The organism is Blastococcus sp. TF02A-30, assembly GCF_003319185.1.
Classification (GTDB): Bacteria; Actinomycetota; Actinomycetes; order Mycobacteriales; family Geodermatophilaceae; genus Blastococcus.
On record NZ_QOHJ01000011.1, the window covers coordinates 1 to 24,172 of the forward strand.

Consider the following 24,172-nt stretch of genomic DNA (forward strand, 5'->3'; position numbering starts at 1 on the left):
GTCTGCACGATGGATGCGGGTTCGCGCCAGTGCGGATGCGACGGATGCGCCAGATGTGACGGATGAGTCCGCGCGCCGCGTCAAATCGCTGGTCAACGGCATTACCACGAGCGATGGCGACCCGTCTACAGCAGCGGGGTCGTTCCGGCGCGTGATCGCCACCACGCGGCGCCGGCCCGCGGGAGCCGTGCCGGTCAGGACCACGATCGCCGCCGGTTCGTGACTCACAGTAGCCAGCGACGAGAACGCCACGCGGACGCGACACGCGTCCGCGGCGGTCGGCGCAGGACCGGTGCTGACCCTGCGCGACCGGTCAGGAGGTCAGCGCGCCGACCCGGTCCCCGCCGGCGGCCTTGGCCCGGTACATGGCGGCGTCGGCCCGGTGCATGAGCTCGGCGACGCCGTCGCCGGGCTCGACCTCGGTGACGCCCACGCTCGCGGTGACGCCACCGCGGCTGCCGACCAGGGCGACCGCCTGGCGCAGGCGCTCGGCGAGCATGTCGCCGGAGAAGGCGGCGTGGACGTCGGCCAGGACGGCGAACTCGTCGCCACCGAGCCGGGCCACGGTGTCGGTCTCGCGCACCGCACCACCGAGGATGGAGGCGACCGCCTTGAGCATCGCGTCGCCCGCGGCGTGACCGGCGCGGTCGTTGACCCCCTTGAAGCCGTCGAGGTCGACGATGCAGACCACCGCCTGGTGCCCCCAGCCGGCCGACTCGACGGCCCGCTCCACCCGCTCCAGGAAGGTGCGCCGGTTCGGGATGCCGGTGAGCGGATCGGTGGCCGCCAGCGTCTCCTGCGTGCGGATGAGCAGCGTCTGCCGGTCGTAGGCGGCCCACGAGTTGGACGAGGCCATCGCGCAGATGAGCGTGAGCGCGGCCATCACGGTGAGGAAGAAGCCGCCGGAGGTGGTGAGCCCCGGCATCTCGACGAAGACGAAGTAGCTGCCGGTCATCGCCCCGCCCACGACGACCACGCCGACCGGCGAGTACGCGACGGCCATGAATGTCAGCGTCAGGAAGAGCAGCGCGTCCAGCGGGCTGGCCGGACCGCCGTCACGCCGGGTGCCGACGATGATCAGCACCGCGGTGCCCAGCGACCAGAGGTAGAACAGCGTGGGCCCGCGCCAGTCGCGCATCATCCGCGGCAGCGGCAGGAGCAGCAGCAAGGGGCACCCGGCGACCACGAGGCCCGCCATGCCGAGGATGACCGGGTCGTGCCGGCCGGGGCTGTCGGTCACCAGCGCGTAGACCAGGACGGCGACGGCGGAGACCTCGCTGAGCAGGACGCCGTGCCGCACGTGCCGGACCCAGTAGGCGACCCGTTCCTCGTCGCGCGCCAGCGGGCGGTAGAGGCCGGCCACGAGGGCGGTGAGCGCACGGCGCACCGGCCCGCGGTCGGCGGGCTGCGCACCGCCGGCGCGGCGGTCCCCGGGCACTCCTGCGCTCACACCCGAGCGATCGTCGCCCGGCGCGCTGTGCTTGATGCCACCCTCACCCCGAAGGGGCAGGGCCGCACCATGCCCGATGTCATGCCTGGCCGGGGGCGGGACGGGGTACGGGCGCCTTCCGTGGACCGACACCAGGGCATGGCCGACGCCGGCCGCGAACAGGTCAGCAGCATGGTGCTGGGCGCGTGGGACACCTTCCTCGCCCGGGCCGAGACCGTGGACCTCGAGCGCTCCTCCCGCCTCCCGGGCTGGCGGGCGCACGAGATCTGCGTCCACCTGGGCTGCTGGGACGACCACACGGCCCTGGCCGACCTGATCGAGTCGGCCCGCACCGGCGCGCACGGCACTCCCCCAGATCCCGACGCGGTCAACGCCCGGGTCACGGCCGCCCACCGCGACGCGTCCCGCGAGGAGGTGCTGGCCGCGCTGCGCCGCAACCGCGACGCGACCGCGCGCTACCTGGCCGAGGAGCCGGTCGAGCTCGACACCGCCCCGGCCGTCTCCGTCGTCGGCCAGGTGCCGCTGCTCAGCGTCGTGCTGGGGCAGGCCTACGAGCTCGCCGTCCACGGGCTGGACCTGGTGTCCTGCGGGGCCGAGCCGCCGCCGGCGGACGTGCTCCAGTCGGGGCTGGCCGCGCTGGTGGACGTGACCGGTGGCCTGGCCGCCGACCTCGGCATCGTCGGGCGGGTCACGCTGGCGACGCCGGACGGCGGGTGGGGCTTCGACTCCGACGCCCGCGGGTGGCGGGTGCGGCGGGTGCCGGCCGGCGAGCACGAGGGGCCGGCGGTCGAGGCGTCGGCGGACCTGCTCCTGGAGGCTGCGTCCGGGCGGATCAACCCGGTGCCGGCCGTGGCGATGCGCAAGCTCAAGGTGCACGACGTCGGTGGGCTGCTCACCCTGGCGCCGATCGTGCAGAAGGTGCCGGGCATCCCCGGCGGGCCGATCCTGCAGCTGGCCGCGCGGACCGTCGGTGGCGCGGGCGGCGTGCTGGGCCGGCTGTTCAGGAAGGGGTGAGCCGCGCCCGCCGGCGCCACACCGCGACGGGGACGACGACGGCGAGCGCCAGCAGCCCCGCCAGGAGCAGCGCCGTCCGCCCGGGGACGACGGCCGCGACGGAGGCCCCGACGCCGACCTGCACCAGCGTGCTGGGTACCAGGCCGACGGCGGTGGCGGCGGCATAGGGGGCGAACCGCATGCCGGTCAGCCCGGCGCCGTAGCTGACGACGACGAACGGGACGACCGGGACCAGCCGCCCGGTCAGCACCGCCGCGAAGCCGCGCCCGACGACCGCGTCGTCGAACCGGGTCAGCCGGGGGCCGGACAACCGCGCCACGGCCGCCCGGCCCAGCGATCGGCTGAGCCCGAAGGCGGCGAGGCCGGCCAGGATCCCTCCGGCGAAGGCGACGGCGAGCCCGGCCCAGAAGCCGACGACGACGGCGACGAGCACCGAGACGGCCGACCGGGGCACCGGCGCGAGAAGCACCAGCGCCACCCCGGCGACCAGCGCCGTCCAGCCGAGCGGTCCGGCGCCGGCCAGCGCGTCGCGGACGTCACCGACGGTGGGCAGCTCCAGCGTGAGGGCCAGGACCGCGGCGACGGCGAGCAGCACCGCCAGCGCGGCAGCGCGCACCCACACCGCCGTCGTCCCCGTCCGCACGCCGTCCATGGTCGGTCATGCCGCCGCCGGGACGGCGGAGGGTCAGCAGCCGCCGAGGGAGATGCCGCGCTGGGTCAGCCACGGCACCGGGTTGGTGCGGTCGGCGTAGAGGCCGCCGCGGTGCACCTCGAAGTGCAGGTGCGGCCCGGTGGACTGGCCGCGGTTGCCCACCTCGGCGATCTGCTCGCCGGCAGCGACGGCCTGGCCCGGCGTCACGAAGAACTGGTTGACGTGGCCGTAGAGGGTGATCGTCCCGTCGCCGTGCTGGACGGCGACGGCGAGCCCGAAGCCGCTGGCGGGGCCGGCCTGCAGCACGACGCCGCCCTCGGGCGTGAACACCGGGGTGCCGATCGGCGCGGCGATGTCGACGCCGGCGTGCAACGTGCCCCACCGGGCGCCGTAGCAGGACGTGACCCGGCCGTGGGTGGGTGCCACCGCTCCCCCGGCGGAGCTCAGCGTCGTGGCGGCCAGGCGGGCGGTCTGCTGGCCGGCCCAGGCGCGCTCGGCGTCCTCCTGGCCCTGCAGCTCCAGCAGCCGGATCTCCGCCGCCTTCAGCTGCTCGTCCAGGCGCGTCTTCTCGGCCGCGAGCGCGTCGAAGTCGGCCTGGGCGCCGGCGAGCTGGGCGTCGGCGGCGGCGCGCTTCTCGTCCGCCTCGCGGGCGAGCCGGTCGCGGTCCTCGACCGCAGCCCGGGCGTTGCGGTCGGCCTGCCGCTGCCGCTGCTCGTCGGCCTCGAAGGCGGCCAGGGTCCGGGAGCGCTCGTCGCCGAGGTGGTCGAGGGTGGCGGCCTGCTGGAGCAGCTCGCCGGGACCGTCGGCGTCGAGGATCAGCTGGACCTCGCCCAGCTCCTGCCCGCCGCTCATGTACGCCTGCCGGCTGATCTCGACGACCTCGTCGCGACCGCGCTCGACCGTGGCCCGGGCCTCGGCCAGCTCGGCGGCCGCGCGCTCGGCGTCCTGGTGGGCGGCGTCGAGGGCGGCCTGCGCCGCGAGCGCCTCACCGCTGGCGGCCTCGGCCTCCACGGTCATGCGCTGCAGGTTGTCCTCGGCCTCGGTGACCCGGGCGGCGATGGCCGCGACCTCGGCGGCGACGGCGTCGTGCGCGACGCGGGCGTCGTCCCGGGGCGCGGCGGCCGCCGGACCGGCACCGATGAGGACCCCGGCGAGCAGGCCGGCCGAGGTCAGCGAGATACCGAGACGGCGTCGGCGAGAAGTGCGGTGGGCAGGCGTGCGGGGGTGGTGCAGGGTCGCCAAGGCGACGGTTCTCCGTTTCCTCCGACCGCCTACCGGGTTAGCTGACGGGTTCGGGCGCGAAGGTGCCCTACCTGCCCGCACGCGTGCGGGCAGGACTCACCCCAGGACTGCGGTGGGTCCCCGGTCCTCCCGGCCGTCGGGCCGGGCGGTTCGGCGGGGTCCGGCCGAGGCCCTCGGTTGAGGGTCTAAGGCTCGGCTGGACCGCGGGCGACGCTACAAGCGGTTCGCCGGTATGTCACGGCCGGATAACGGAGCCGCCGGTCAGCGGGCTGCGTCCCGGCGCCGGCCGGGCGTGGCGCGGCCTCCCCACGGCGGTCTGGCAGGCTGTCGAGCACCGGGGCGGTAGCTCAGCCGGTCAGAGCATGGGACTCATAATCCCTGGGTCGTGGGTTCGAGCCCCACCCGCCCCACCGGCCCTCGAGGCGGCCTCAGCCCTGTCGCGGGAAGACGTCGCTCATGCCCGAGAGCATCAGCACCCGGTCCACCGGACGGGATGCCGCGCGCAGCACCGGACGGCGGCCCGCGCCGGCCGACGCCTCGACGGCGAGGATCATGACCGCGATCGCCGCGGAGCAGATGAACGACACCTCGCCGGCGTCGATGACGTCCACCACCACCGGCGCCCGCCCCTGCTCGACCTGGAACCTCGCGACGGTGGCCGAGTCGACGTCGCCCCGCAGCCACAGCACCCGCGGTCCGGCGGGTTCCTGCTCGACCACGAGCGATCCGGGAACGGGCGGCACCCCGCCCGCGTGGTCCGACATCGCTGCCTCCTCGCCTGCCGGGACCGGCGGCGGAGCGGGGCTCGGGACCGGTCGCACCCACCGCGGAGCCCCGTGATGCTCAACGCTACGCCGGGACCGACGGTGCCCGACAGGCCGCGCGACGCTCCCCGCGGGGGACCGGGTGGCGCGGACCGCAGGACGGTGCAAGGCTCCGTTGCGGGGCGGGGAACCCTGGCTTCAACCACTGGCTGGACGAGACCCCGCCCGCCAACGTCCGCCCCGGCCGATGCCCGGGCGGAGCCGGCGAGAGCACGTGCGAAGCTGCGGCCACCCCGACGAGAGGTGGCCGCCGTGCCCTCCCCCGACCAGCTGATGACCCGCGTGCAGGCCGTGCTGGACATCCCGCTGCACCGCTTCCTCGGCATGCAGCTGCGCGACCCCGCCGACCCGTCGGCCGGCGTCTGGTTCCCGGTCGACCACCCGGCGCAGAACCCGCACGGCATGCTGCACGGCGGCGTCGTCTACACGCTGGTCGACGTCGCGGCGTTCCTCGCCCTCCTCCCCCACCTGACCGACGACGAGCACGCCGTCACCCACGACCTCACCGTCTCGCTGCTCCGGCCGGTCAGTGCCGGCGCCCGCGTCGAGCTCACCGGCACCGTCCTCAGGAGGGGTCGCGCGGTCGCCTTCATGCGCACCGAGGTGACCGTCGACGGCGCGCTCGTCGCCACCGGACAGGTCACCAAGAGCGTCGTCGCCGCGGGCTGAGGGCTCGCCGCGCGGCCGCGTCCGCGTCGGCGCAGGCCACTCGCGGTCCGTTCTATGGCCGGACGTGGTCGTGACGGCGCGCCGGGCGCCCCGGGTACCGCGGCGGCGGGCGAACCCGGCGTGTTGACCGTGTCCGTGCAGGTGGAGGAGGCTCCGCCGTCTCCCGGGCGCACCCGCCCCCGGGCACGTCGCGCACGAGGATCGCCGATGGCCGTCTACGTGTACCGCTGTCCCGAGCACGGGGCCGTCGAGCTGGCGCGGCCGATCGGCACCGCCGGCGGCACCGAGCCGTGCCCGCTGTGCGGCTCCCCCGCCGGCCGCGTCTTCACCGCGCCCCGCCTGTCGTTCGGCGATCCCCGTCGCCGGGCGCTGATCGACCGCACCGAGCGCACCCGCGACGAACCGGCCGTGGTCGCGGCACCGCCCCCACGCCGCCCGCAGCCGCGTCCGGCAGCGATCGACCCTGCGTGGCGCCGGTTGCCGCGTCCCTGACCCACCCCGTCGGAAGGACGGTGCCCCATGGCCAGCGTCGGGCTCCTCTACGTCGGAGCAGTCCTCGTCCTCAACGGCCTCATGCTCCTGGGGCTGGTCGACGCCAGGGCCGCAGCACCGCTGAACTTCTTCGTCGGGGGGCTGCAGGTCGTCACCCCGACGTACCTGATCTTCACGTCCGGTGGAGACGCGGACGTGATCCTCGGCGCCTCCGGGCTCTACCTGTTCGGCTTCACCTACCTCTACGTCGGGTTCAACCTGCTGGGCGGGCTCGACGGCACCGGTCTCGGGTGGTTCTCCGCCTTCGTCGCCGGCTGCGCGCTCGTCTACGCGGGGCTGAACTTCGGCAGGCTGGATGATCCGGCCTTCGGCGTCATCTGGCTCTACTGGGCCGTGCTCTGGGGCCTGTTCTTCCTGGTCCTGGGGCTCAAGCGCGAGGAGCTGACCCGCTTCACCGGCGCCGTCGCCGTCGTCGCCGGGGTGATCACCGCCGCCATCCCCGCCTTCCTGCTGCTCACCGGCACCTGGGCCGAGCACACGACGCTCTGGGCGGTCCTCATCGCCGTCCTCTGCGTGGCCTCGCTGGCCCTCTACCCCCGCCTGCGGGAGCCCCAGGCCACTGCCGCCACCGCGCCTGCCCCGGAGCTGCGGGAGGAGGGGCCGCCGGCCCCGCGCCGTGGCCAGGCCGCCGGACGCCACGGGGGTGACGCCACCCCGCGATGACCGGACCCCGTTCCCCACCGACCCGCCGAGCAGGAGGCAAGCCATGCCCGATGTCGTGTTCCCGCTGGACTCCACGAAGAAGTTCACCGACCAGAAGTACGTCGGCCACAACCGCTGGCACCCGGACATCCCGGCGAACGTGACCGTCCGGCCCGGCGACTCCTTCCGCGTGCACTGCCGCGAGTGGTTCGACGGGGCCATCCACAACGACGACTCCGCCGACGACGTGCGCGACGCCCCGCTGTCGACGGTCCACGTGCTCAGCGGCCCCATCGCGGTCGAGGGAGCAGCACCCGGCGACCTCCTCGTGGTGGACATCCTCGACGTCGGGCCCATCCCGCAGGAGGACTCGGGGCCGCTCGCCGGCCAGGGCTGGGGCTACACCGGCATCTTCGCCACGCAGAACGGCGGTGGCTTCCTCACCGAGCAGTTCCCCGACGCGTACAAGGTCATCTGGGACTTCTCCGGCCAGACGGCGACCTCGCGGCACGTCCCCGGCGTCTCGTTCACCGGCATCGTGCACCCGGGGCTCATGGGCACCGCGCCGTCGGCGGACCTGCTCGCGCGCTGGAACCGCCGCGAGCAGGCCCTCATCGACACCGACCCGGACCGGGTCCCGCCGCTGGCCCTCCCCCCGCTGCCCCAGGACGCCATCCTCGGAACCCTCGCCGGAGCCGAGTTCGACCGCGCCGCAGCGGAGGCCGCGCGCACCGCGCCGCCGCGCGAGAACGGCGGCAACCAGGACATCAAGAACCTGACCAAGGGCAGCCGGGTCTTCTACCCGGTGTTCGTCGACGGCGCGAAGCTCTCCATGGGCGACCTGCACTTCTCGCAGGGGGACGGGGAGATCACCTTCTGCGGCGCCATCGAGATGGGCGGGTTCATGGACCTGCACGTCGACGTGATCAAGGGCGGGATGGAGACCTACGGCGTCGGCGAGAACGCGGTCTTCATGCCCGGGAACGTGGATCCGCGCTACGAACGCTGGCTGGCCTTCTCCGGCACGTCGGTGACGCTCGACGACGAGCAGCACTACCTCGACTCGCACCTGTCCTACCAGCGCGCCTGCCTGCACGCGATCGACTACCTGACCAAGTTCGGCTACACGCCGGAACAGGCGTACATGATCCTGGGCGCCGCCCCCATCGAGGGCCGGCTCTCCGGCGTCGTGGACATCCCGAACTCCTGCTCGACCGTCTACCTGCCGACCGCCATCTTCGACATGGACATCACGCCGTCCGCATCGGGCCCGGCCCGCATCGACCCCGGGATGGGCGTGCCGAGGTCCAGCTTCTGACCGCGCGGGCAGGGGCGACCGAGCCGCGCGGTCGCCCCTGCTCCCTCACCACAGCGACAGCGAGCGGGAGAAGATCCCGGCGAGGTCGTCCTCGGTGACCGCCTTCGGGCTGGTCGCCAGCAGCCGCTGCTGCTTCATCGCGCCCTCCACCAGGTCGGGGATGTCGCCCTCGGCGAACCCGACCGCGCCCACCCCGTTCGGGATGTCGATGTCGCGCATCAGGTCGGCCAGCACCATCGGCAGGAACTCCTCCGGCGCCGTGGGCATCCCGGCGTTCGGCGCCAGCAGCTGCGCGGCCCGCACGTGCCGCTCCGGCGAGGCGTCGAAGGTGAACCGGAAGGCCTCCGGCGCGGTCAGCGCCACCGACATCCCGTGCGGCACCATCGGCTCGTCGGCCGGGTAGTCCTTGGGGTGGAAGTCCTTCACCTGCCCGGCGATCGGGTAGGCGTTGGCGTGCGGGATGTGCACGCCGGCGTTGCCGAAGCCCATCCCGGCGAAGGTCGCCGCCATCGCCATGTCCGCCCGCGCCTGCGCGTCGTCGCCGTGCCGCACCGCCCGCCGGAACGAGCCGGCCAGCAACGACAGCGCCTTCTCCGACCACATGTCCGAGATCGGGTTGGACCCGCAGTAGGGCACCCGCTGCTCGGGCGTCTTGCGGTCGTAGGTCGTGTACCAGCGGGCGGTGTAGCTCTCCAGCGCGTGGCAGAGGATGTCCATCCCCGACGCGGCCGTCACCCCCGGCGGCTGGGTGAGCGTCAGGTCCGGGTCGATGACGGCGAGGGTCGGCCGCAGGCGGGCGTGGCTGATGCCGGTCTTCACCCGCGCCGCCAGCACGTCCATCACGCAGATCGTCGTGCTCTCCGACCCGGTGCCGGTCGTGGTGGGGACGGCGACCAGCGGCTTGAGCGGTTGCGACGGCGCCCGCCCCTGGCCCACCGGCACGTTGACGTAGTCCATCAGCTCACCGGGGTTCGTGGTGAGCAGGTTGATCGCCTTGGCGGTGTCGATGCTCGACCCGCCGCCCACCGCCACGAACGCGTCCCACGGCCCCGACGCCCGCGCCGCCTCGATCGCCTCGGTCAGGCTCACGTCGGTCGGCTCGACGTGCACGCCGTCGTACACCTGCGCCTCGATCCCGAACCGCCCCATCTGGTCGGCCACCCGCTGCGGGATCCCGGTCGCCGCCAGCCCCGGATCGGTCACCACCAGCACCCGGCGGACCCCGAACTGGCTGAGGTCGAAGCCGATCTCGTCGGAGGCGCCGGCGCCGAACTTCAGCTGCGGAGCGCCGTAGGTGAAGACGGACTCGGGTGTGGTCATCGCAGATCCCCCTCGGCGGAACGGTTGCCGGTTGCACCGAATGTTGCAGGTGGTTGTGAGAGCCACCACACGAGCGCAAGACTCGGGCCAGGTCAACCCCCGCCGACGACGCCTGGAGGAACACCCGTGACCGACACCCAGCCCACCGCCCCGGCCCTCGGCGAGCTGCTCAAGGACGCCCCGACCAACTGGGGCAAGTGGGGTCCGGACGACGAGGTCGGCGCGCTGAACTACCTCGGCCCGGAGGAGGTGCTGGCCGCGGTGCGCCTGGTCAGCCAGGGCAAGGTGTTCACCCTGCAGCGGCTGATCGGCGACCCGAAGGGCGACCCGGTCTGGCCCGGCCGCACCCCGGCCGTCCGCACGCAGGTGCTCGACGAGGGTGACTGGGACGAGGGCGGCAAGGGCCCGGCCTACCCCGGCGGCCTGCACTACGCCGACGACAAGATCGACGCCTACCTGCAGGGTTCCACGCAGTACGACGCCCTCGGCCACCTCTGGTACGACGGCAAGATCTGGAACGGCTACGACGCCCGCACCACCATCGGCGGCCTGGAGAAGGCCAGCGTCCAGCCCATCGCCGAGCGGGGCGTGGTCGGCCGGGGCGTGCTGCTCGACATGGCCCGCTTCCGCGGCAAGAACACCCTCGACAAGGGCGAGACGTTCACCCACGAGGACCTGCTGGAGTGCGCGAGGGCGCAGGGCGTGGAGATCCGGCCGCGCGACATCCTGATCATCCGCACGAACTTCCTGGCGCTCTTCCACGAGCAGGGCGAGGCATTCTACGAGGGCTTCAACGAGCCCGGCCTGGTCTACAGCCCCGCGCTGGTGCAGTGGTTCGCCGACATGGAGATCCCGAACCTGGTCACCGACACCATCGCCAACGAGGTGACGATGGACCCGAACAACGGCGTGGCCCTCGTCCTGCACAGCGCCCTGATGCGCAACCTCGGCGTGACCCTGACCGAGATCGCCGACCTCGAGCAGCTGGCCGCCGACTGCGCCGAGGACGGCCGGTACGACTTCCTCTACGTCGCCGCCCCGCTCAAGGTCGCCAAGGCCGCCGGCACCCCGGTCAACCCCGTCGTCATCAAGTAGCCGTGAGCGCGTACGACGACCGCCCCTGGCTGGCGCTCTACGGCGACCAGCCGGCGGACTACGGCATCGAGTTCGGCGACGCCCTGAGCATGTTCCGCGCCGGCGTGGCGAAGGACCCCGACGGCGTCGCGCTGCGCTACTTCGACGGCGTCGTCACCCGCCGGGAGCTCGACGAGCTCAGCGACGGCCTGGCCGCCGGCCTCCTGGCCAACGGGTTCACGCCCGGAGACCGGCTGGCGGTCTACCTGCAGAACGTGCCGCAGTTCGTCATCGCGATGGTCGCCACCTGGAAGGCCGGCGGCGTCATGGTGTCGATCAACCCGATGAGCCGGGTGCGGGAGCTCTCCTACCTGCTCAAGGACTCGGGCGCGACGGTGCTGCTCTCCCTCGAGGCGCTCTACGCCGAGGTCGCGCGGGAAGTCGTGCCGGAGACCGACGTGCGCCTGGTGCTCACCACCAGCGAGCTGGAGTTCCAGACGAGGGACGACCAGCGGCTGTTCGCCGGACTGTCCCGGCAACGGCACGAGGGGACGACCGACCTCGCCGAGTTCATCGCCGCGCACCGCGGCCGGGAGGTGCCACCGGCGCAGCTCGGCCCGGACGACGTCGCGTTCCTGACCTACACGTCGGGGACCACAGGGGTGCCCAAGGGCGCCATGAACACCCACCGCAACGTGGTCTTCACCGCGCAGGTCTACCGCGACTGGGTGCACGCCGGGGCGGACGGCGGGGCGATCTTCGGCATCGCGCCGCTGTTCCACATCACCGGCCTGATCGGGCACATCGCGGTGAGCATGCTGGTGCCCGCGCCGCTCGTGCTGGCCTACCGCTTCGAGCCGAACGTGGTGCTCGACGCCCTGCTCGAGCACCGGCCGACCTTCACCATCGGCGCGATCACCGCGTTCACGGCGCTGCTCAACTCACCGGCGTTCACGAAGGAGCACTTCGCCTCGTTCCGGTCGGTGTACTCCGGCGGCGCGGCCATCTCCCCCACCGCCGAGCAGCGGTTCCGCGACGCCACCGGCATCCAGGTGCACAACGCCTACGGCCTCACCGAGACGACGTCGCCGATGACGGTCACCCCGTTCGGCGCGCCGTCACCGGTCGACCCGACGTCGGGGGCGCTCTCGGTCGGGGTGCCGGCGCCGAGCACGATCGTCCGCATCCAGGACGACGACGGCGCCGACCTGCCCCTGGGCGAGATCGGCGAGATCGTCGCCGAGGGCCCGCAGGTCGTGGCCGGCTACTGGGGCAAGCCGGAGGAGACCGCGGCGAGCCTGCCCGGCGGGGCGCTGCACAGCGGCGACGTCGGCTTCATGAGCCCCGAGGGCTGGGTGTTCATCGTCGACCGCAAGAAGGACATGATCAACGCCTCGGGCTACAAGGTCTGGCCGCGCGAGGTCGAGGACGTGCTGGCCGAGCACCCGGCCGTGCGCGAGTCCGCCGTCGTCGGCGTCCCGGACGAGAAGCGCGGGGAGACGGTCAAGGCCTTCGTCAGCCTCGTGCCCGGGGCGACGGCCACCGCCGACGAGCTGATCGCGCACTGCAAGGAGCGCATGGCCGCCTACAAGTACCCCCGCAGCGTGGTGCTGGTCGACGAGCTGCCCAAGACGGTGACCGGCAAGATCCTGCGCCGCGAGCTGCGCGGCCGGTAGCGCCGGTCCGGCCCGGTCGGTCAGCTGCGCCGGGCGGCGTAGGAGTTCGCGGCCGCCCAGACCACGCACAGCAGCAGCAGCTGACCGATCGGGACCAGCTGGACCGCCGGCGGCCAGTCCCGCGCCGCGACGACGACGGCGATCACCACGAACTCCACCACGGAGAGCACCAGCGCGACGGCGCCCACGACCGAGAAACCGGCCCGGGCGATGCTCCGGTCGCGCTCGTCGCGGTACTCGATGGCGTTCACCCGGGTGATGTCGCGCGAGCCGGGGCGCCGGGCGTGCAGCGCCGAGCCGACGGCTGCGACGGACACCGCCGCGAGCAGCCAGGCCTCGAACCAGCGGCCGAGGACCCCGAGGGCCACGGCCCCGGCCACGACCACGGTCACGAGCACGGCGTTCGGGACCGACACGGGCAGCCGGCTCCTAGTGGGCGTCGACATCGAACATCTCCTCCACGGTGCTGTCGAAGTGGCGGGCGAGGTGCACGGCGAGCCGCAGCGACGGGTCGTACCGCCCCGTCTCGATGGCGTTGATGGTCTGCCGCGAGACCCCGACCGCTCTGGCCAGCGCCTCCTGCGACAGCCCCCTGGCCTGCCGCAGCTCGCGCACCCTGCTGTTCACGGTGACAAGCTTGCTTGACAACGGCCGGTGATGTCAAGCGGGCTTTACGTCAAGTCGGCTTTCCACGTCCGCCGGTGGAGCCAGGGCGCCGGCTGGGTAGGCTGCGGCATGAAGAGCTCCGAACTCCTCGCCTACGCCTACGCCCAGATCCACCAGACGCTGCGCCGCCAGCTCGACGGGCTCACCGTCGAGCAGCTGCACCAGCGCCCGGGCCCGGACGCCAACCCCATCGGCTGGCTGGCCTGGCACCTGCTGCGCGTGCAGGATGACCACGTCGCCGAGGTGGCCCGGCACGAGCAGGTGTGGACGGCGGAGGGCTGGGCCGACCGGTTCGGCCTCCCGTTCGAGCCGGGCGCCACCGGCTACGGGTTCGACGCAGACCAGGTCGCCGCGGTGCGGATCCCCTCGCTCGACCTGCTGACCGGTTACGCCGACGACGTCCACGCCCGCTCGGCGGAGTTCCTGCGCAGGCTCACCGACGCCGACCTCGACCGGGTCGTCGACCGGAACTGGGACCCGCCCGTCACGCTCGGCGTCCGGCTGGTCAGCGTGCTCTCCGACGACCTCCAGCACCTCGGGCAGATCGGTTACGCGCGCGGCCTCCTCCGCGGCTGATCCGACGCGCGCCGCGTCCCGCGGTCGGCGAAGGTGGGGCCATGACGACGCCGGATCCCGACGCCCCGCAGCCCCGCGACATCGCCCTCGAGCAGGAGACTCCCGAGATGGCGGCCGACCTGGAGGCGCAGAGCGAGCCCGACGACACCTCCGACGAGGCGATCGGCAGCGCCCACCCGTCCTAGACCAGCCCCGGGACCACGCGCGCCGCGAGCTCGGCCAGCAGCCGGGCCGGCTCGGCCAGGCACCGGGCGACATCGGGCTCGACCTCGGTCAGCGCGTGCGCGGCCGCGAAGCCGGCGTCGGCGAGTCGACTCGTCGACAGGTCGACCCGGCCGGCCAGCGCCAGGCACGGCACGCCCGCGACCCGTGCGCGGCCGGCCACCTCGGCCGGCGCCTTGCCGTGCAGGGTCTGCGCGTCCAGCGAGCCCTCCCCGGTGACCACCAGGGCCGCGCCGGCCAGCGCACCGTCCAACCCGACCAGGTCGCAGACCAGGGCTGCACCGGGCACCACGGAGGGGGCGAGGACGGCGGCGAGGCCCGCCGCCGTGCCCCCGGCCGCGCCCAGCGAGGCGGTCCCCAGGAGCTCCACCCCCAGGTCCCGCCGGACGACGGCGGCGAACCGGGCCAGGCCGGCGTCCAGCACCTCCACCTCCTCCGGCGAGGCGCCCTTCTGCGGCCCGAAGACGGCGGCCGCGCCGGTGGCGCCGGTGAGCGGGTTGTCGACGTCGGCGGCGACCACGATCGAGGTCGTGCGCAGCCGGGCGTCGAGCGCTCCCGCGTCGATCCGATCCAGCCGGTGCAGGCCGGCTCCCCCGGGCGGGATCTCGGCTCCGTCGGCGTCGAGCAGCCGCACCCCGAGTGCCTGGAGCAGGCCCGCCCCAGCGTCCGTGGTGGCGCTGCCGCCGAGCCCCAGCACGACGCGGCGCGCCCCGGTGTCGAGCGCGGCCAGCACCAGCTCCCCCACCCCGCGGGTCGTCGCCGTCATCGGCGCCGGCCGCTCCAGCCGGCCGAGCCCGGCGGCGGCGGCCAGCTCGAGCACCGCCGTCGTCCCGTCGACGGCGAACACCGCGTCCACCGGGCCGCCGTCGGGGCCGCTCACCCGCGCCGTCCGGGGCGTGCACCCGGCGCGCAGCGCCGCGGCGACCGTGCCCTCTCCCCCGTCCGCGACCGGGCGCAGCACCGGCTCGGCCGAGGGCAGCACCCGCACCACCCCGGCCGCGATCGCCTCCGCGGCGCGGTCCGCGGGCAGCGAACCCTTGAAGGAGTCGGGGGCGATCACGACGCGCACGCCGAGCAGCATGCCGCGCGGCGTCGTAGGTTCCGCCCGTGACCGCGCCGAGCACCGACTTCTACGCCGTCGAGGACCTGCTGACCCCCGAGGAGGTGGAGATCCGCGACCGGGTCCGGGCCTTCGGCGAGCGGGAGGTCCTGCCGCGCATCAACGAGTACTGGGAGCGGGCCGAGTTCCCCTTCGAGCTGGTGCCGGAGCTGGCCCGGCTCGGCGTCGTCGGCGGCACGATCGAGGGCTACGGCTGCCCGGGCATGAGCAACGTGGCCGCGGGCATCGTGGCTGCCGAGCTGGCCCGCGCCGACGGCAGCATCGGCACCTTCAACGGCGTGCACAGCTTCCTGGCCATGCAGTCGATCGCCCTGCTCGGCGACGAGGAGCAGCGCGAGCGCTGGCTGCCGGCCATGGCGCGGCTGGAGAAGATCGGCGCCTTCGGCCTGACCGAGCCGGCGCACGGCTCGGACGCCGTCGCCCTGGAGACCTCTGCCCGCCGCGACGGCGACTCCTACGTGCTGGACGGCCGGAAGAAGTGGATCGGCAACGGGTCGATCGCCGACCACGTCATCATCTGGGCTCGCGGCGAGGACGGCGCCGTCGGCGGCTACGTCGTGGACAAGGGCACCCCCGGCTACGAGGCCACCGTCATGACCGGGAAGACCGCCCTGCGCGCCGTCTGGCAGGCCGAGATCACGCTGACCGGGGTGCGGGTGCCGGTGGAGAACCGGCTGGCGAACTGCCGCTCGTTCAAGGACGTCTCCACGGTGCTCGACCGCACCCGGTACACCGTCGCCTGGCGGGCGCTGGGCCTGGCGACGGCGGCCTACGAGCTGGCCCTGGCGCACGCCCTGCAGCGCGAGCAGTTCGGCGCGCCCATCGCCGGCTACCAGCTGGTGCAGGACAAGCTCGCCCGCATGCTCGCCGAGATCACCGCCATGCAGCTGATGTGCTGGCGGCTCTCGAAGCTGGCCGACGAGGGCCGGATGACCGCCGCCATGGCCTCGCTGGCCAAGATGAACCACGCGGCGAAGGCCCGCGCGATCGTCGCCGACGCCCGCGACATCCTCGGGGGCGACGGCATCCTGCTCGACCACCACGTCGCCCGGCACTTCGCCGACATGGAGGCGGTGTTCACCTTCGAGGGCACCGACTCGGTGCAGGCGCTCATCGTGGGCCGCGAGATCACCGGCCTCTCGGCGATCAGCGGTCGCAAGCGCTAGCCAGTCGAGGCGTCACCGCGCTGGTGGTGCTGCCGCACCCCTGAGGGGCGCGACCGTCAGCGGGCGCTGGTCAGGCTGCGCGCACCCGCGGTGCGCTGGACGCACTCCGGGCAGGCGGTGCGACCGGCGCCGACGCGCTCCCACTTCTGCGATCCCCACACCTGGACGATGGCCCCGCAGATCGCGAGCTCGATCTCGCCGTCCAGCTCGGCCGGAGGGCGGTGCGCTTCGACGGCGTGCCACGGGTGGTCCTGCACCACGTGGTTCCCGCTGGACCAGCGATCGGGGCGGGCGAACCCCACTGCGTACGTGTCCACGGGATGACATGTGCCCCAACGCACAGAAGATGAACCACCACGAACGGGGGAATCCGGACGGCGTCGTCCGCACGTGTGCCGGCCCGCCGGGGCGGGCACACGGAGCGCACACCACCGCCCCAGGGAGCCCACCGTGACCGAGACGCAGCGCGACGTCGTGGACGTCCTGTCCGCCGACCACCGCGAGTTCGACCGGATCTTCCGGGAGCTCGAGCAGCTCCGCGGCCGCACCGACGCCGACGACCTCCGCAGGAAGCGCCAGCTCGTCGACGAGGTGACCATCGGCCTGGTCAAGCACTCCGTGGCCGAGGAGACCCGGGTGTACCCCCGGGTGCTGGCCGAGCTCTACGAGGAGGAGGCCCAGCACTCCAAGGAGGAGCACGCGGAGGCCGAGGAGACCATGAAGCGGCTCGAGCGCATGGACCCCGCCGACGCCGGGTTCGACGGCCTGGTCGCCGAGCTGATCGCCGAGATCCGGCACCACGTCGAGCACGAGGAACAGCGCATGTTCACCGAGCTGCGCGCCGCCTTCTCCCACGAGCAGCTGGTCGAGATGGCCGAGCAGGTGGAGGCGATCAAGAAGATCGCGCCCACCCGGGCGCACCCGATGACCCCGAACGAGGCCGGGGTCCGCCTCGCGGTCGGCCCGGTCGCCAGCCTGCTGGACCACCTGCGTGACGCGGTCAGCGGCCGCGGCAAGTCCGACGGATGACCGCTCCGGTCAGGGTCGGATCAGGGTGCTGCCGGAGGCCGGGGCCGGTCCGGGCGCGCTACCGTCGAGGACGCCGGATCGGAGGGATCGCGCATGGAACCGGTCAGCCTGCTGGTGGGCGCTGCCCTGCTCGCGTCCGGCTTCCTCGCCGGTCGCCTGGGGCGGCGACGGACCCCTCCCCCGCCACCGGTCACCCCGCTGTGCGGCTGCGGTCACGCGCTGAGCCAGCACGACCGCGACACCTCCACCTGCTACGCCGAGCTGCGCCGCGACACCTTCGACCGCAAGGGCCGGTGGGCCGGGCACACCTGGGTGCCGTGCACCTGCCGCCAGTACATCGGTCCGCGTCCCATCGACGAGGTGTTCGCCCCGCCGGTGCTGCCGCCCGTCACCGACTGAGCCGCCGGTGAGCGAGCGCGCGCCCCGGCGGCGCCGCGGGCTGCTGGCCGCCACCGAACCGGTGCGCGCGCTGGCCAGCGCCGGCGCCTTCGCCGCCGGCCTGCCGCTGCTGCAGCTGGCACCCAGGGGAGAGCCGCACCCCGTGCTGGTGCTCCCCGGGCTGATGGCGTCCGACCTCTCCACCCGCACGCTCCGGGTGTGGCTGCGCCGGCTCGGCTACCCGGTCGTCGGCTGGTCGCTGGGCCGCAACCGCGGTCCCACCCAGGAGGTCGTCGACGAGCTCCCCCGCCTGCTCGACCGGCTCGCCGCCGAGCACGGCACCGCCGTGAGCATCGTCGGGCAGAGCCTCGGCGGGATCTACGCGCGGCGGCTGGCCGTGCGGGTGCCGCGCCAGGTGCGCCAGGTCATCTCCCTCGGCTCACCGTTCGCCTCGGCCGACCGGCGGGTGGACGACGGCACGCCCGGCGCCCGTGCCTTCCAGCGCTACGCGCACCTGCACACGCCGCAGCGGCTCTCGCCCGCCCGCGGCTCGCTCGCCCGGGGGCTGCCGGTGCCCAGCACGGCGATCTACTCGCGGTGGGACGGCGTCGTCGACTGGCGGACGTGCCGCCAGCAACCCGGGCCGACCAGCGAGAACGTCGCCGTCCACGCCAGCCACCTCGGCATGGGGCACGACCCCGCCGTCCTGTGGGTGGTGGCCGACCGGCTGGCCCAGCCCCGGCACGACTGGCAGCCCTTCCGCCGGCCCACCCGGTTCGGCCTCGGCTCGCTCTTCCCGCCGGAGGACTGACCCGCCGCCCTCGCATCCGGACCGCGCGGCGCCCGCGAAGAGCAGGTACCAGCCGGCCGTCCCGAGGGAGTCGTCATGACCCTGCGCCCGCACCTCCGCCGCCCGCCCGCCAGCGCCGTGCCCCGCTCCGAGCAGGAACCGGGCGGCTCCCGAGTCCACGTCGTCCACCGCATCGGCGCCGTCGTCGTCGCCGCGGTGATCGCCGTGTTCGGCCTGCTCGGCTTCGCCGGTGGCCTCGACTTCTTCTCGACCGAGGGCGAGGAGATCCTCGGCCTGTCGTCCAACGGCCTGCTCTCCACGATCTCGGTGGTCACCGCCGTCGTGCTCGTGGTCGCCGCCCTGCGCGGCCCGCGGACCGCCTCCACCGTCATGATCGTGGTCGGGGTGCTCTTCCTGGTGTCCGCGCTGGCCAACCTCGCCGTGCTCGAGACGGAGTTCAACCTCCTGGCGTTCGGCATCAGCAACGTCGTCTTCTCGGTGGTCGCGGGCTTCCTGCTGCTCATGCTCGGCGCGTACGGACGGGTCAGCGGCAACCTGCCGCCCGACAGCCCCTACGCCCGCCGGGTGGAGGCCGACCCCGACCCGGCCGACGAGTACCCGTCGACGCCGGCGGAGTTCGCCGCGGAGCGGGCGATGCGCGCGGCGGAGATCGCTGTCGTGCAGCACACCGCGAACGCCGACCAGCGGCGCCGCGTCGAGGCGATGGCGGCGGTGCACACCCGCAGCGACCGCCGCCGGGTCTGGATGTCGTTCGACGGCGGCCCGCGGTCCTAGGCCGGGCCCCGGTCGGGCACCGGCGTCCGGTCGACGATCCGGCCGGCGACCTCCTCGAGCAGCAGGCGGTCGTGCGAGACGGCCAGCACGCCGATGCCCGCGGCCCGGCACCGCTCGAGCAGCAGCGCCCAGATCCGCGCCTGGGTGACCGCGTCCAGGCTCGCGGTGATCTCGTCCGCGACGACGAACCGGGGGCGGGTCAGCAGCGCCCGCGCCAGGTTGACCCGCTGCAGCTCACCGCCGCTGATCTCGTGCGGGTAGCGGTCCAGCCACGTGGGCCGCACCAGCTCCTCGTCGAGCGCCGCGATGGCGTCGTCCCCCGCGCCGGTGGCGGCCAGCGCGCGGCGGATGGTCCACCGCGGGTCCACGGCCCGCTCGGGGTGCTGGAGCACCAGTTGCACCGGGTGCGGTCCACGGCGGGCCCGGGGCTCGCTCCCGTCCACGGTCACCCGGCCGCGATCGGGGCGCAGGTGGCCGGCGAGGACGCGGGCCAGCGTGCTCTTGCCGCCGCCGCTGGGGCCGCACAGCCCCACCACCTCGCCGTCTGCGACCTGCAGGTCGACGCCCGCCAGCGTCCACGGCTGGGCACTGCCGTAGCGGAACCACACGTCGTCGGCGCGCAGCATCAGCGCACCTCCGGGACGCGGAAGCCGTTGCCGGGCAGCGCCTGCCACAGCGCCCGGGTGTACGGGTGGGCCAGCGCCGCGCCGTCCCCGGTGAAGCCGGCCGGGTCGGCGACGTCGACGGTGCGCCCGTCCCGGACGATCACCACGCGGTCGGCGACGTCCAGCGCCGCGCGCAGCTCGTGGGTGACCAGGACGACGGCGGCGCCGGCGTCGGCCAGAACGCGGAACTCGCGCAGCGTCGTCCGCACCAGGTCCGTCGGCAGGCCGGTGGTCGGCTCGTCGGCGAGCAGCAGCCGGGGCCGGGTGAGCACCGCCATCGCGACCAGCACCCGGCGGGCCATGCCGCCCGAGAGCTCGTGCGGGTACCGGCGCAGCACCTCGCGACCGAGCCCGCGCTCGGCCAGCGCCTGCTCGGCCGCGCGCCGGGGATCGGCGTGCCCCGCCAGCCGCGCGGTGCGGCGGACCTGCCGGCCGATCCGCGACAGCGGGTCGAGGAAGCTCGCCGACTGCGGCAGCAGGGTCGTGCCGTGGCCGGCCAGCCGGCGTCGCTGCTCCGGGGACAGCGGCTCGCCGTCGACGGCGACCGTGCCCCGCTCGACCGCGTTGGGCGGGAGCAGGCCCAGCACCGCGTGCGCCAGGAGGCTCTTGCCGGCGCCGCTCGCGCCGACCAGCGCCACCACCTCGCCGGCGCGGGCGGTGAGGTCCATGCCGGTCAGCGCCGGCACCGCGCGCCGGCGCAGCCCGCGCTCGTACTGGAGGAAGTCGACCTCGAGCCCGCGCACCTCGAGCAGCGGCGCGGTCACAGGTGGTGGCTCCGCGGGTCGAGCAGCGCCCGGGTGTTCTCCCCGATCGCGTCGACCAGCTTCACGACGACGAGCAGGCACAGCCCCGGCAGCACGGCGAGCCACCAGGCCCCCGCGGTCAGGTAGCGCATCGACTCCGCCAGCAGGATGCCGATCGACGGCTGGCCCGGGTCGACGCCCAGCCCCAGGAACGACAGCGCCGCCTCGTGCAGGATCGCGTGCGGGAAGAGCAGCACGGTGCCGACGACGAAGTGCCCGGTGAGGTGCCCGGCCAGGTGGTGGCGGGCGATCCACCACCGGCCGCGGCCGAGCTGCCGGGAGACCGCGACGTAGTCCGACGACATGACCTCTCGGGCCCGCCCGCGCAGCACCCGGGTCAGCGTCGGCCAGTGGGTGAGCGCGACCGCCGCGACGACCGCCCCGGTCCCGCCGCCGAGTGCGAAGGCCAGCAGGACGAGCAGGACCAGGTGCGGCAGGGCGAGGAACAGGTCGACCAGCCAGCCGACCGCCCGGTCGACCACGCCGCCGAAGACCGCCGCCGCGCTGGCCAGCAGCAGCGCGACGACCGCCGAGACGGCCGCCGCGGCGACGCCGACGACCAGGCTCAGCCGCAGACCGGCGAGGGTCCGGGCGAGCATGTCCCGGCCGAGCCGGTCGGTGCCGAACCAGTGCTCCGCCGACGGGCCGAGGTTCCGGTCGGCGAGGTCGGTCGTCTGCGCGGCGTCACCGGCCAGGGTCCCCGCGACGAGCACCCCGAGGACGACCAGCACGGCCAGGCCGACGTAGGCCAGGGTCCGGGTCCGCCGGTCCCCCAGCCGGCCGGGCACCGGCACCGCGACGGCGGCGCTCACCGGGCACCCCGCCCGGCCGGTTCGGGTTCGGGGACGACCGGGAGCGGCTCGACGGCGGGCAGCACGTCGGGATCGGGATCGCGGCGCCACCGACCGCGGCGGGCCCGCACCAGGTCGTCGACGACCCTCGGGTCGAGGCGGGCGTGCACCAGGTCGCCGACCTGGTTGCCCACGAAGACGAAGACGGTCGTGAACAGCGCGATGCCCAGCAGCAGCGGCACGTCCTGGCCGAGGGCCGCCGCGGTCGTGGCCGCCCCGAGCCCCGGGTAGGAGAACACCTGCTCGGCCAGCACCGAGCCGCCGAACAGCTCGCCCAGCGCGGCGAACTGCAGCAGCACCGCCGGCGCCGCCGCGTGCCGCAGCACCCGGTGCACGATCACGCCGGTGGGCGACTCCCCCTGCGCCCGGGCCAGCGCCACGTGGTCGCCGGCGAGCGCGTGGATCACCGCGTGCCGGGTGTGCAGCACGACGGGCGCGACGCCCACGATCGACAGGGTCAGCGCCGGCAGCACGAGGTGCTGCACGCGGTCCAGCAGCGTCACGTCCTCGGCCAGGGCGCCGACGGGCACCGCGCAGCAGACCGGCGCCCACCCGAGCGAGACGGAGAAGACGTAGAGCAGCAGCAGCCCGACCCAGAACGTCGGCGCCGACGCCAGCGTGTAGGCCCACCAGCACACGACCCGGTCGGTCAGCCGGCCCTGCCGGGCACCGGCCAGCACGCCCAGCCCGAAACCGACCAGGCCGGAGAGCACCCACGCGGTGGCCATGAGCGCCAGGCTGGTGAGGAACCGCTCGCCGATCACCTCGGTCACCGGCGCGTTGAACGTCAGCGACCGGCCGAGGTCACCCTGCACGAGGTTGCCCAGCCAGGCGCCGAAGCGCTCCAGCGGCGGGTCGTCCAGCCCCCACCGCTCGGCGATCTGCGCCCGCTGCTCGGGACCGATGGCCGCGATGTCGCCGCCCACGTAGGCGTCCACCGGGTCGACCGGCGAGTGCGCCATCAGCGCGAAGGACGCCGTCGCGACCGCGGCCAGCAGGAGCAGCAGCCGCACCAGGCGGCCGGTCAGCGCCCGCAGCATGGGGGCGGCACGGGTCAGCAGGTCCACTGCCACCCGGCGATCCCGGCGGTCACCGGCCAGCCGTGCCCGTGCGGCTCGATCTGCGGCGTGCCGACGTCGAGGCACTCGTCGACCAGGTAGGTGTGGTCGAGGTTGACCAGCCAGGCCCAGGCGGCGTCGCCGGACGGGCCGAACCCGGTCCCCGCACCGTCGTACTGGGCGGCCCGCCACTCGCGGTTCGCCGTCTCCTCGTCGGTGGCGGCCATCGCCGCCTCGAGGTGCGCGTCGACGGCCTCGTCCGCGTAGAAACCGGGGTTCCAGTACTCCACGCCGGCCCGGGTGGACGAGTACAGGTTGTACATCTCCGTCGGGTCGTGGCTGCCCCAGCCGAAGAGCACGGCGTCGGCGTGCAGCCGCTGGTCGATGACGTCCCAGCTCTCGCCCGCCGCGTCCACCTCGATGCCGACCGGGCCCAGCATGTCGGCGACCGCCAGCGCCAGGCCCTGCCGGAGGCTGTCGTCGGCCGGGTAGAGCAGCGTGAACGCCGCCCGGACGCCGGCCTTCTCGCGGACGCCGTCGCCGTCGCCGTCGACCCAACCGGCCTGCTCGAGCAGCTGCTCGGCGCGGTCGGGGTCGGCGTCCTCGACCGCGGCGGCCGGCTCGCCCCACGGCAGCCCGTCGACCGGGCCGGTGGCCGGCGAGCCGTGCCCCTCCAGCACGCCGTCGACCAGCGCCTGCCGGTCGACGGCGACGTTGATCGCCTGCCGGACGGCGAGATCGGAGGTGACGTCGTTGCCGATGGGCGTGCCGTCGTCGGTGGTGCGGCCGTCGTCGGGCAGATACGGGAAGACGATGCCGCGGTTGTCCACCGAGGGCACCGCGACCAGCCGCATGCCCGGGACCTCGGTGCCGGCCAGCTGCGACGGCACGGCGACCATGTCCACCTGGCCGGCGGAGGCGGCGGCCAGGGAGGCGTCCTCGCCGGTGAACTGGAAGACGATGCGCTCGAAGGCCGGCTGCTCGCCGTAGTAGTCGTCGTTGCGCTCGACGATCAGCTGCTGGCCAGGGTCCCACTGGACGAGCCGGAAGGGGCCCGAGCCGATCGGGTCGCGGGCGTAGTCCGGCCCGTGCGCGTGCTCCGGGACGATGCCCAGCGAGACCAGCCGGTTGACGAAGGTGCTCTGCGGGCGCTCCAGGCGCAGCTCGACGGTGTCCTCGTCGACCGCGACCGCCTCGCGCAGCGCCGTGACGTCGGTCAGCCCGCCGCTGCGGCTGGCGGTGGTGAAGGTGTAGGCGACGTCGGTGGCGGTGACCGGCTCGCCGTCGGTGAACACGGCGTCGGTGCGGATGTCCACGGTCCAGACCAGGCCGTCGTCGCTGACCGACCAGTCGGTGGCCAGGTCGGGGACGACGTCGAGGTCCTGGTCGCGGGCGAGCAGCGTCGACTGGAACAGCGGCGAGCCGTACCGGCCCCAGCCCAGCGTCGGGTCGTAGCCGTCCTCCGGCTCACCGCCGATGGCCAGGCGCAGCTCCGACGGCGCGCCGCCGCCGCCCGTGGTGCCGGCCGTGCCCCCGCCGCAGGCGGTCACCGCGGAGACGACCACCGCACCGATCGCCACGGCCCGCGCCGTCCGCCCGTGCAGACCCACTGCTGCCCCC

General features: G+C 74.4%; 29 protein-coding genes, 1 tRNA gene and 1 riboswitch. Of the genes, 16 read left to right on the top strand and 14 right to left on the bottom strand.

Annotation, left to right across the window (positions count from 1 at the left end; genetic code table 11):
- Nucleotides 1-223: hypothetical protein (locus DQ241_RS21225; protein WP_233492589.1), on the top strand; the 223-nt coding region annotated here is incomplete at its 5' end.
- A 90-nt stretch (nucleotides 224-313) separates the two neighbouring features.
- Here DQ241_RS21225 and DQ241_RS19775 read toward each other — a convergent pair.
- Nucleotides 314-1,450, bottom strand: a complete 1,137-nt coding sequence (locus DQ241_RS19775; protein WP_147252417.1) for a diguanylate cyclase — start codon at nucleotides 1,448-1,450, stop codon at nucleotides 314-316.
- Nucleotides 1,451-1,570: 120 nt separating this feature from the next.
- Between DQ241_RS19775 and DQ241_RS19780 the strand changes: the two genes are divergently transcribed.
- Nucleotides 1,571-2,464 carry a maleylpyruvate isomerase N-terminal domain-containing protein gene (locus tag DQ241_RS19780; RefSeq protein WP_113831938.1) on the top strand — a complete coding sequence of 298 codons (894 nt, stop codon included), beginning with the start codon at nucleotides 1,571-1,573 and terminating at the stop codon, nucleotides 2,462-2,464.
- On the opposite strand, the gene DQ241_RS19785 is transcribed toward DQ241_RS19780, so the two are convergent.
- Nucleotides 2,451-3,116: a TVP38/TMEM64 family protein gene (locus DQ241_RS19785; protein WP_113831939.1), complete on the bottom strand. Its 666-nt coding sequence runs from the start codon at nucleotides 3,114-3,116 to the stop codon at nucleotides 2,451-2,453. The genes DQ241_RS19780 and DQ241_RS19785 overlap by 14 nt on opposite strands.
- Before the next feature lie 33 nt (nucleotides 3,117-3,149).
- Nucleotides 3,150-4,358: a M23 family metallopeptidase gene (locus tag DQ241_RS19790; RefSeq protein ID WP_233492590.1), complete on the bottom strand. Its 1,209-nt coding sequence runs from the start codon at nucleotides 4,356-4,358 to the stop codon at nucleotides 3,150-3,152.
- An 11-nt stretch (nucleotides 4,359-4,369) separates the two neighbouring features.
- Nucleotides 4,370-4,524: riboswitch (cyclic di-AMP (ydaO/yuaA leader) on the bottom strand.
- 170 nt (nucleotides 4,525-4,694) lie between these two features.
- Here DQ241_RS19790 and DQ241_RS19795 point away from each other — a divergent pair.
- Nucleotides 4,695-4,768: transfer RNA gene (locus DQ241_RS19795), tRNA-Ile, on the top strand.
- 18 nt (nucleotides 4,769-4,786) lie between these two features.
- Here DQ241_RS19795 and DQ241_RS19800 read toward each other — a convergent pair.
- Nucleotides 4,787-5,122: an STAS domain-containing protein gene (locus DQ241_RS19800; RefSeq protein WP_113831940.1), complete on the bottom strand. Its 336-nt coding sequence runs from the start codon at nucleotides 5,120-5,122 to the stop codon at nucleotides 4,787-4,789.
- Between the two features lie 312 nt (nucleotides 5,123-5,434).
- Between DQ241_RS19800 and DQ241_RS19805 the strand changes: the two genes are divergently transcribed.
- The 4 genes from DQ241_RS19805 to fmdA all read left to right on the top strand — a co-directional run bounded on the left by DQ241_RS19805 (nucleotide 5,435) and on the right by fmdA (nucleotide 8,363).
- Nucleotides 5,435-5,851 carry a PaaI family thioesterase gene (locus tag DQ241_RS19805; RefSeq protein WP_233492591.1) on the top strand — a complete coding sequence of 139 codons (417 nt, stop codon included), beginning with the start codon at nucleotides 5,435-5,437 and terminating at the stop codon, nucleotides 5,849-5,851.
- 207 nt (nucleotides 5,852-6,058) lie between these two features.
- Nucleotides 6,059-6,343, top strand: a complete 285-nt coding sequence (locus DQ241_RS19810; protein ID WP_113831941.1) for a zinc ribbon domain-containing protein — start codon at nucleotides 6,059-6,061, stop codon at nucleotides 6,341-6,343.
- A gap of 27 nt (nucleotides 6,344-6,370) precedes the next feature.
- The gene (locus DQ241_RS19815) at nucleotides 6,371-7,066 is read left to right on the top strand and encodes an AmiS/UreI family transporter (RefSeq protein ID WP_113831942.1); all 696 of its coding nucleotides are present in this window, start codon (nucleotides 6,371-6,373) and stop codon (nucleotides 7,064-7,066) included.
- 43 nt (nucleotides 7,067-7,109) lie between these two features.
- Nucleotides 7,110-8,363 (top strand): formamidase, encoded by a 1,254-nt coding sequence (gene fmdA / locus DQ241_RS19820; RefSeq protein ID WP_113831943.1) that lies wholly within the window; start codon nucleotides 7,110-7,112, stop codon nucleotides 8,361-8,363.
- Between the two features lie 45 nt (nucleotides 8,364-8,408).
- Here fmdA and DQ241_RS19825 read toward each other — a convergent pair whose 3' ends face one another.
- Nucleotides 8,409-9,683 carry a hydroxyacid-oxoacid transhydrogenase gene (locus DQ241_RS19825; protein WP_113831944.1) on the bottom strand — a complete coding sequence of 425 codons (1,275 nt, stop codon included), beginning with the start codon at nucleotides 9,681-9,683 and terminating at the stop codon, nucleotides 8,409-8,411.
- A 126-nt stretch (nucleotides 9,684-9,809) separates the two neighbouring features.
- Between DQ241_RS19825 and DQ241_RS19830 the strand changes: the two genes are divergently transcribed.
- The gene (locus DQ241_RS19830) at nucleotides 9,810-10,778 is read left to right on the top strand and encodes a cyclase family protein (protein ID WP_113831945.1); all 969 of its coding nucleotides are present in this window, start codon (nucleotides 9,810-9,812) and stop codon (nucleotides 10,776-10,778) included.
- A 2-nt stretch (nucleotides 10,779-10,780) separates the two neighbouring features.
- On the top strand, nucleotides 10,781-12,433 hold the full coding sequence (locus DQ241_RS19835; protein WP_113831946.1) for an AMP-binding protein: 1,653 nt from the start codon (nucleotides 10,781-10,783) through the stop codon (nucleotides 12,431-12,433).
- A 20-nt stretch (nucleotides 12,434-12,453) separates the two neighbouring features.
- On the opposite strand, the gene DQ241_RS19840 is transcribed toward DQ241_RS19835, so the two are convergent.
- On the bottom strand, nucleotides 12,454-12,879 hold the full coding sequence (locus DQ241_RS19840; protein WP_158545987.1) for a hypothetical protein: 426 nt from the start codon (nucleotides 12,877-12,879) through the stop codon (nucleotides 12,454-12,456).
- Nucleotides 12,863-13,060: a helix-turn-helix transcriptional regulator gene (locus DQ241_RS19845; protein WP_113831948.1), complete on the bottom strand. Its 198-nt coding sequence runs from the start codon at nucleotides 13,058-13,060 to the stop codon at nucleotides 12,863-12,865. The genes DQ241_RS19840 and DQ241_RS19845 overlap by 17 nt, the downstream gene beginning before the upstream one ends.
- Nucleotides 13,061-13,168: 108 nt before the next feature.
- Here DQ241_RS19845 and DQ241_RS19850 point away from each other — a divergent pair, with 108 nt between their 5' ends.
- Together DQ241_RS19850 and DQ241_RS20930 are read left to right on the top strand one after the other, a co-directional pair.
- A complete protein-coding gene (locus tag DQ241_RS19850) occupies nucleotides 13,169-13,675 on the top strand; it encodes a DinB family protein (protein ID WP_113831949.1) in 507 nt (168 codons plus the stop codon).
- A 41-nt stretch (nucleotides 13,676-13,716) separates the two neighbouring features.
- On the top strand, nucleotides 13,717-13,860 hold the full coding sequence (locus DQ241_RS20930; protein WP_199584776.1) for a hypothetical protein: 144 nt from the start codon (nucleotides 13,717-13,719) through the stop codon (nucleotides 13,858-13,860).
- Here the strand turns inward: DQ241_RS20930 and DQ241_RS19855 are convergent.
- Nucleotides 13,857-14,966, bottom strand: a complete 1,110-nt coding sequence (locus DQ241_RS19855) for a glycerate kinase (RefSeq protein ID WP_199584777.1) — start codon at nucleotides 14,964-14,966, stop codon at nucleotides 13,857-13,859. The genes DQ241_RS20930 and DQ241_RS19855 overlap by 4 nt on opposite strands.
- Before the next feature lie 38 nt (nucleotides 14,967-15,004).
- On the opposite strand from DQ241_RS19855, the gene DQ241_RS19860 reads away from it, so the two are divergent.
- The gene (locus DQ241_RS19860) at nucleotides 15,005-16,183 is read left to right on the top strand and encodes an acyl-CoA dehydrogenase family protein (RefSeq protein WP_113831951.1); all 1,179 of its coding nucleotides are present in this window, start codon (nucleotides 15,005-15,007) and stop codon (nucleotides 16,181-16,183) included.
- A 56-nt stretch (nucleotides 16,184-16,239) separates the two neighbouring features.
- On the opposite strand, the gene DQ241_RS19865 is transcribed toward DQ241_RS19860, so the two are convergent.
- Nucleotides 16,240-16,500: a hypothetical protein gene (locus DQ241_RS19865; RefSeq protein WP_113831952.1), complete on the bottom strand. Its 261-nt coding sequence runs from the start codon at nucleotides 16,498-16,500 to the stop codon at nucleotides 16,240-16,242.
- Nucleotides 16,501-16,633: 133 nt separating this feature from the next.
- Here DQ241_RS19865 and DQ241_RS19870 point away from each other — a divergent pair, with 133 nt between their 5' ends.
- The 4 genes from DQ241_RS19870 (at nucleotide 16,634) to DQ241_RS19885 (ending at nucleotide 19,175) form a co-directional block, all read left to right on the top strand.
- A complete protein-coding gene (locus DQ241_RS19870; protein ID WP_113831953.1) occupies nucleotides 16,634-17,212 on the top strand; it encodes a hemerythrin domain-containing protein in 579 nt (192 codons plus the stop codon).
- Between the two features lie 93 nt (nucleotides 17,213-17,305).
- Nucleotides 17,306-17,611, top strand: coding sequence for a hypothetical protein (locus DQ241_RS19875; protein WP_113831954.1), 306 nt, complete (start codon nucleotides 17,306-17,308; stop codon nucleotides 17,609-17,611).
- Between the two features lie 7 nt (nucleotides 17,612-17,618).
- A complete protein-coding gene (locus DQ241_RS19880) occupies nucleotides 17,619-18,401 on the top strand; it encodes a triacylglycerol lipase (protein WP_113831955.1) in 783 nt (260 codons plus the stop codon).
- Nucleotides 18,402-18,476: 75 nt separating this feature from the next.
- Nucleotides 18,477-19,175 carry a DUF4383 domain-containing protein gene (locus DQ241_RS19885; protein WP_113831956.1) on the top strand — a complete coding sequence of 233 codons (699 nt, stop codon included), beginning with the start codon at nucleotides 18,477-18,479 and terminating at the stop codon, nucleotides 19,173-19,175.
- Here DQ241_RS19885 and DQ241_RS19890 read toward each other — a convergent pair.
- Genes DQ241_RS19890 through DQ241_RS19910 form a run of 5 tightly spaced genes read right to left on the bottom strand, consistent with a single transcriptional unit; the run spans nucleotide 19,172 to nucleotide 24,162 of the window.
- Nucleotides 19,172-19,801 (bottom strand): ABC transporter ATP-binding protein, encoded by a 630-nt coding sequence (locus DQ241_RS19890; protein ID WP_113831957.1) that lies wholly within the window; start codon nucleotides 19,799-19,801, stop codon nucleotides 19,172-19,174. The two genes, DQ241_RS19885 and DQ241_RS19890, sit on opposite strands and share 4 nt — an antisense overlap.
- Entirely contained in the window at nucleotides 19,801-20,604 is an 804-nt protein-coding gene (locus DQ241_RS19895; RefSeq protein WP_199584778.1) for an ATP-binding cassette domain-containing protein, read from the bottom strand. The genes DQ241_RS19890 and DQ241_RS19895 overlap by 1 nt, the downstream gene beginning before the upstream one ends.
- On the bottom strand, nucleotides 20,601-21,455 hold the full coding sequence (locus DQ241_RS19900; protein ID WP_199584780.1) for an ABC transporter permease: 855 nt from the start codon (nucleotides 21,453-21,455) through the stop codon (nucleotides 20,601-20,603). The genes DQ241_RS19895 and DQ241_RS19900 overlap by 4 nt, the downstream gene beginning before the upstream one ends.
- Nucleotides 21,452-22,567, bottom strand: a complete 1,116-nt coding sequence (locus DQ241_RS19905) for an ABC transporter permease (protein WP_199584781.1) — start codon at nucleotides 22,565-22,567, stop codon at nucleotides 21,452-21,454. The genes DQ241_RS19900 and DQ241_RS19905 overlap by 4 nt, the downstream gene beginning before the upstream one ends.
- Nucleotides 22,549-24,162, bottom strand: coding sequence for an ABC transporter substrate-binding protein (locus tag DQ241_RS19910; protein WP_113831958.1), 1,614 nt, complete (start codon nucleotides 24,160-24,162; stop codon nucleotides 22,549-22,551). The genes DQ241_RS19905 and DQ241_RS19910 overlap by 19 nt, the downstream gene beginning before the upstream one ends.
- Between the last annotated feature and the right edge of the window lie 10 nt (nucleotides 24,163-24,172).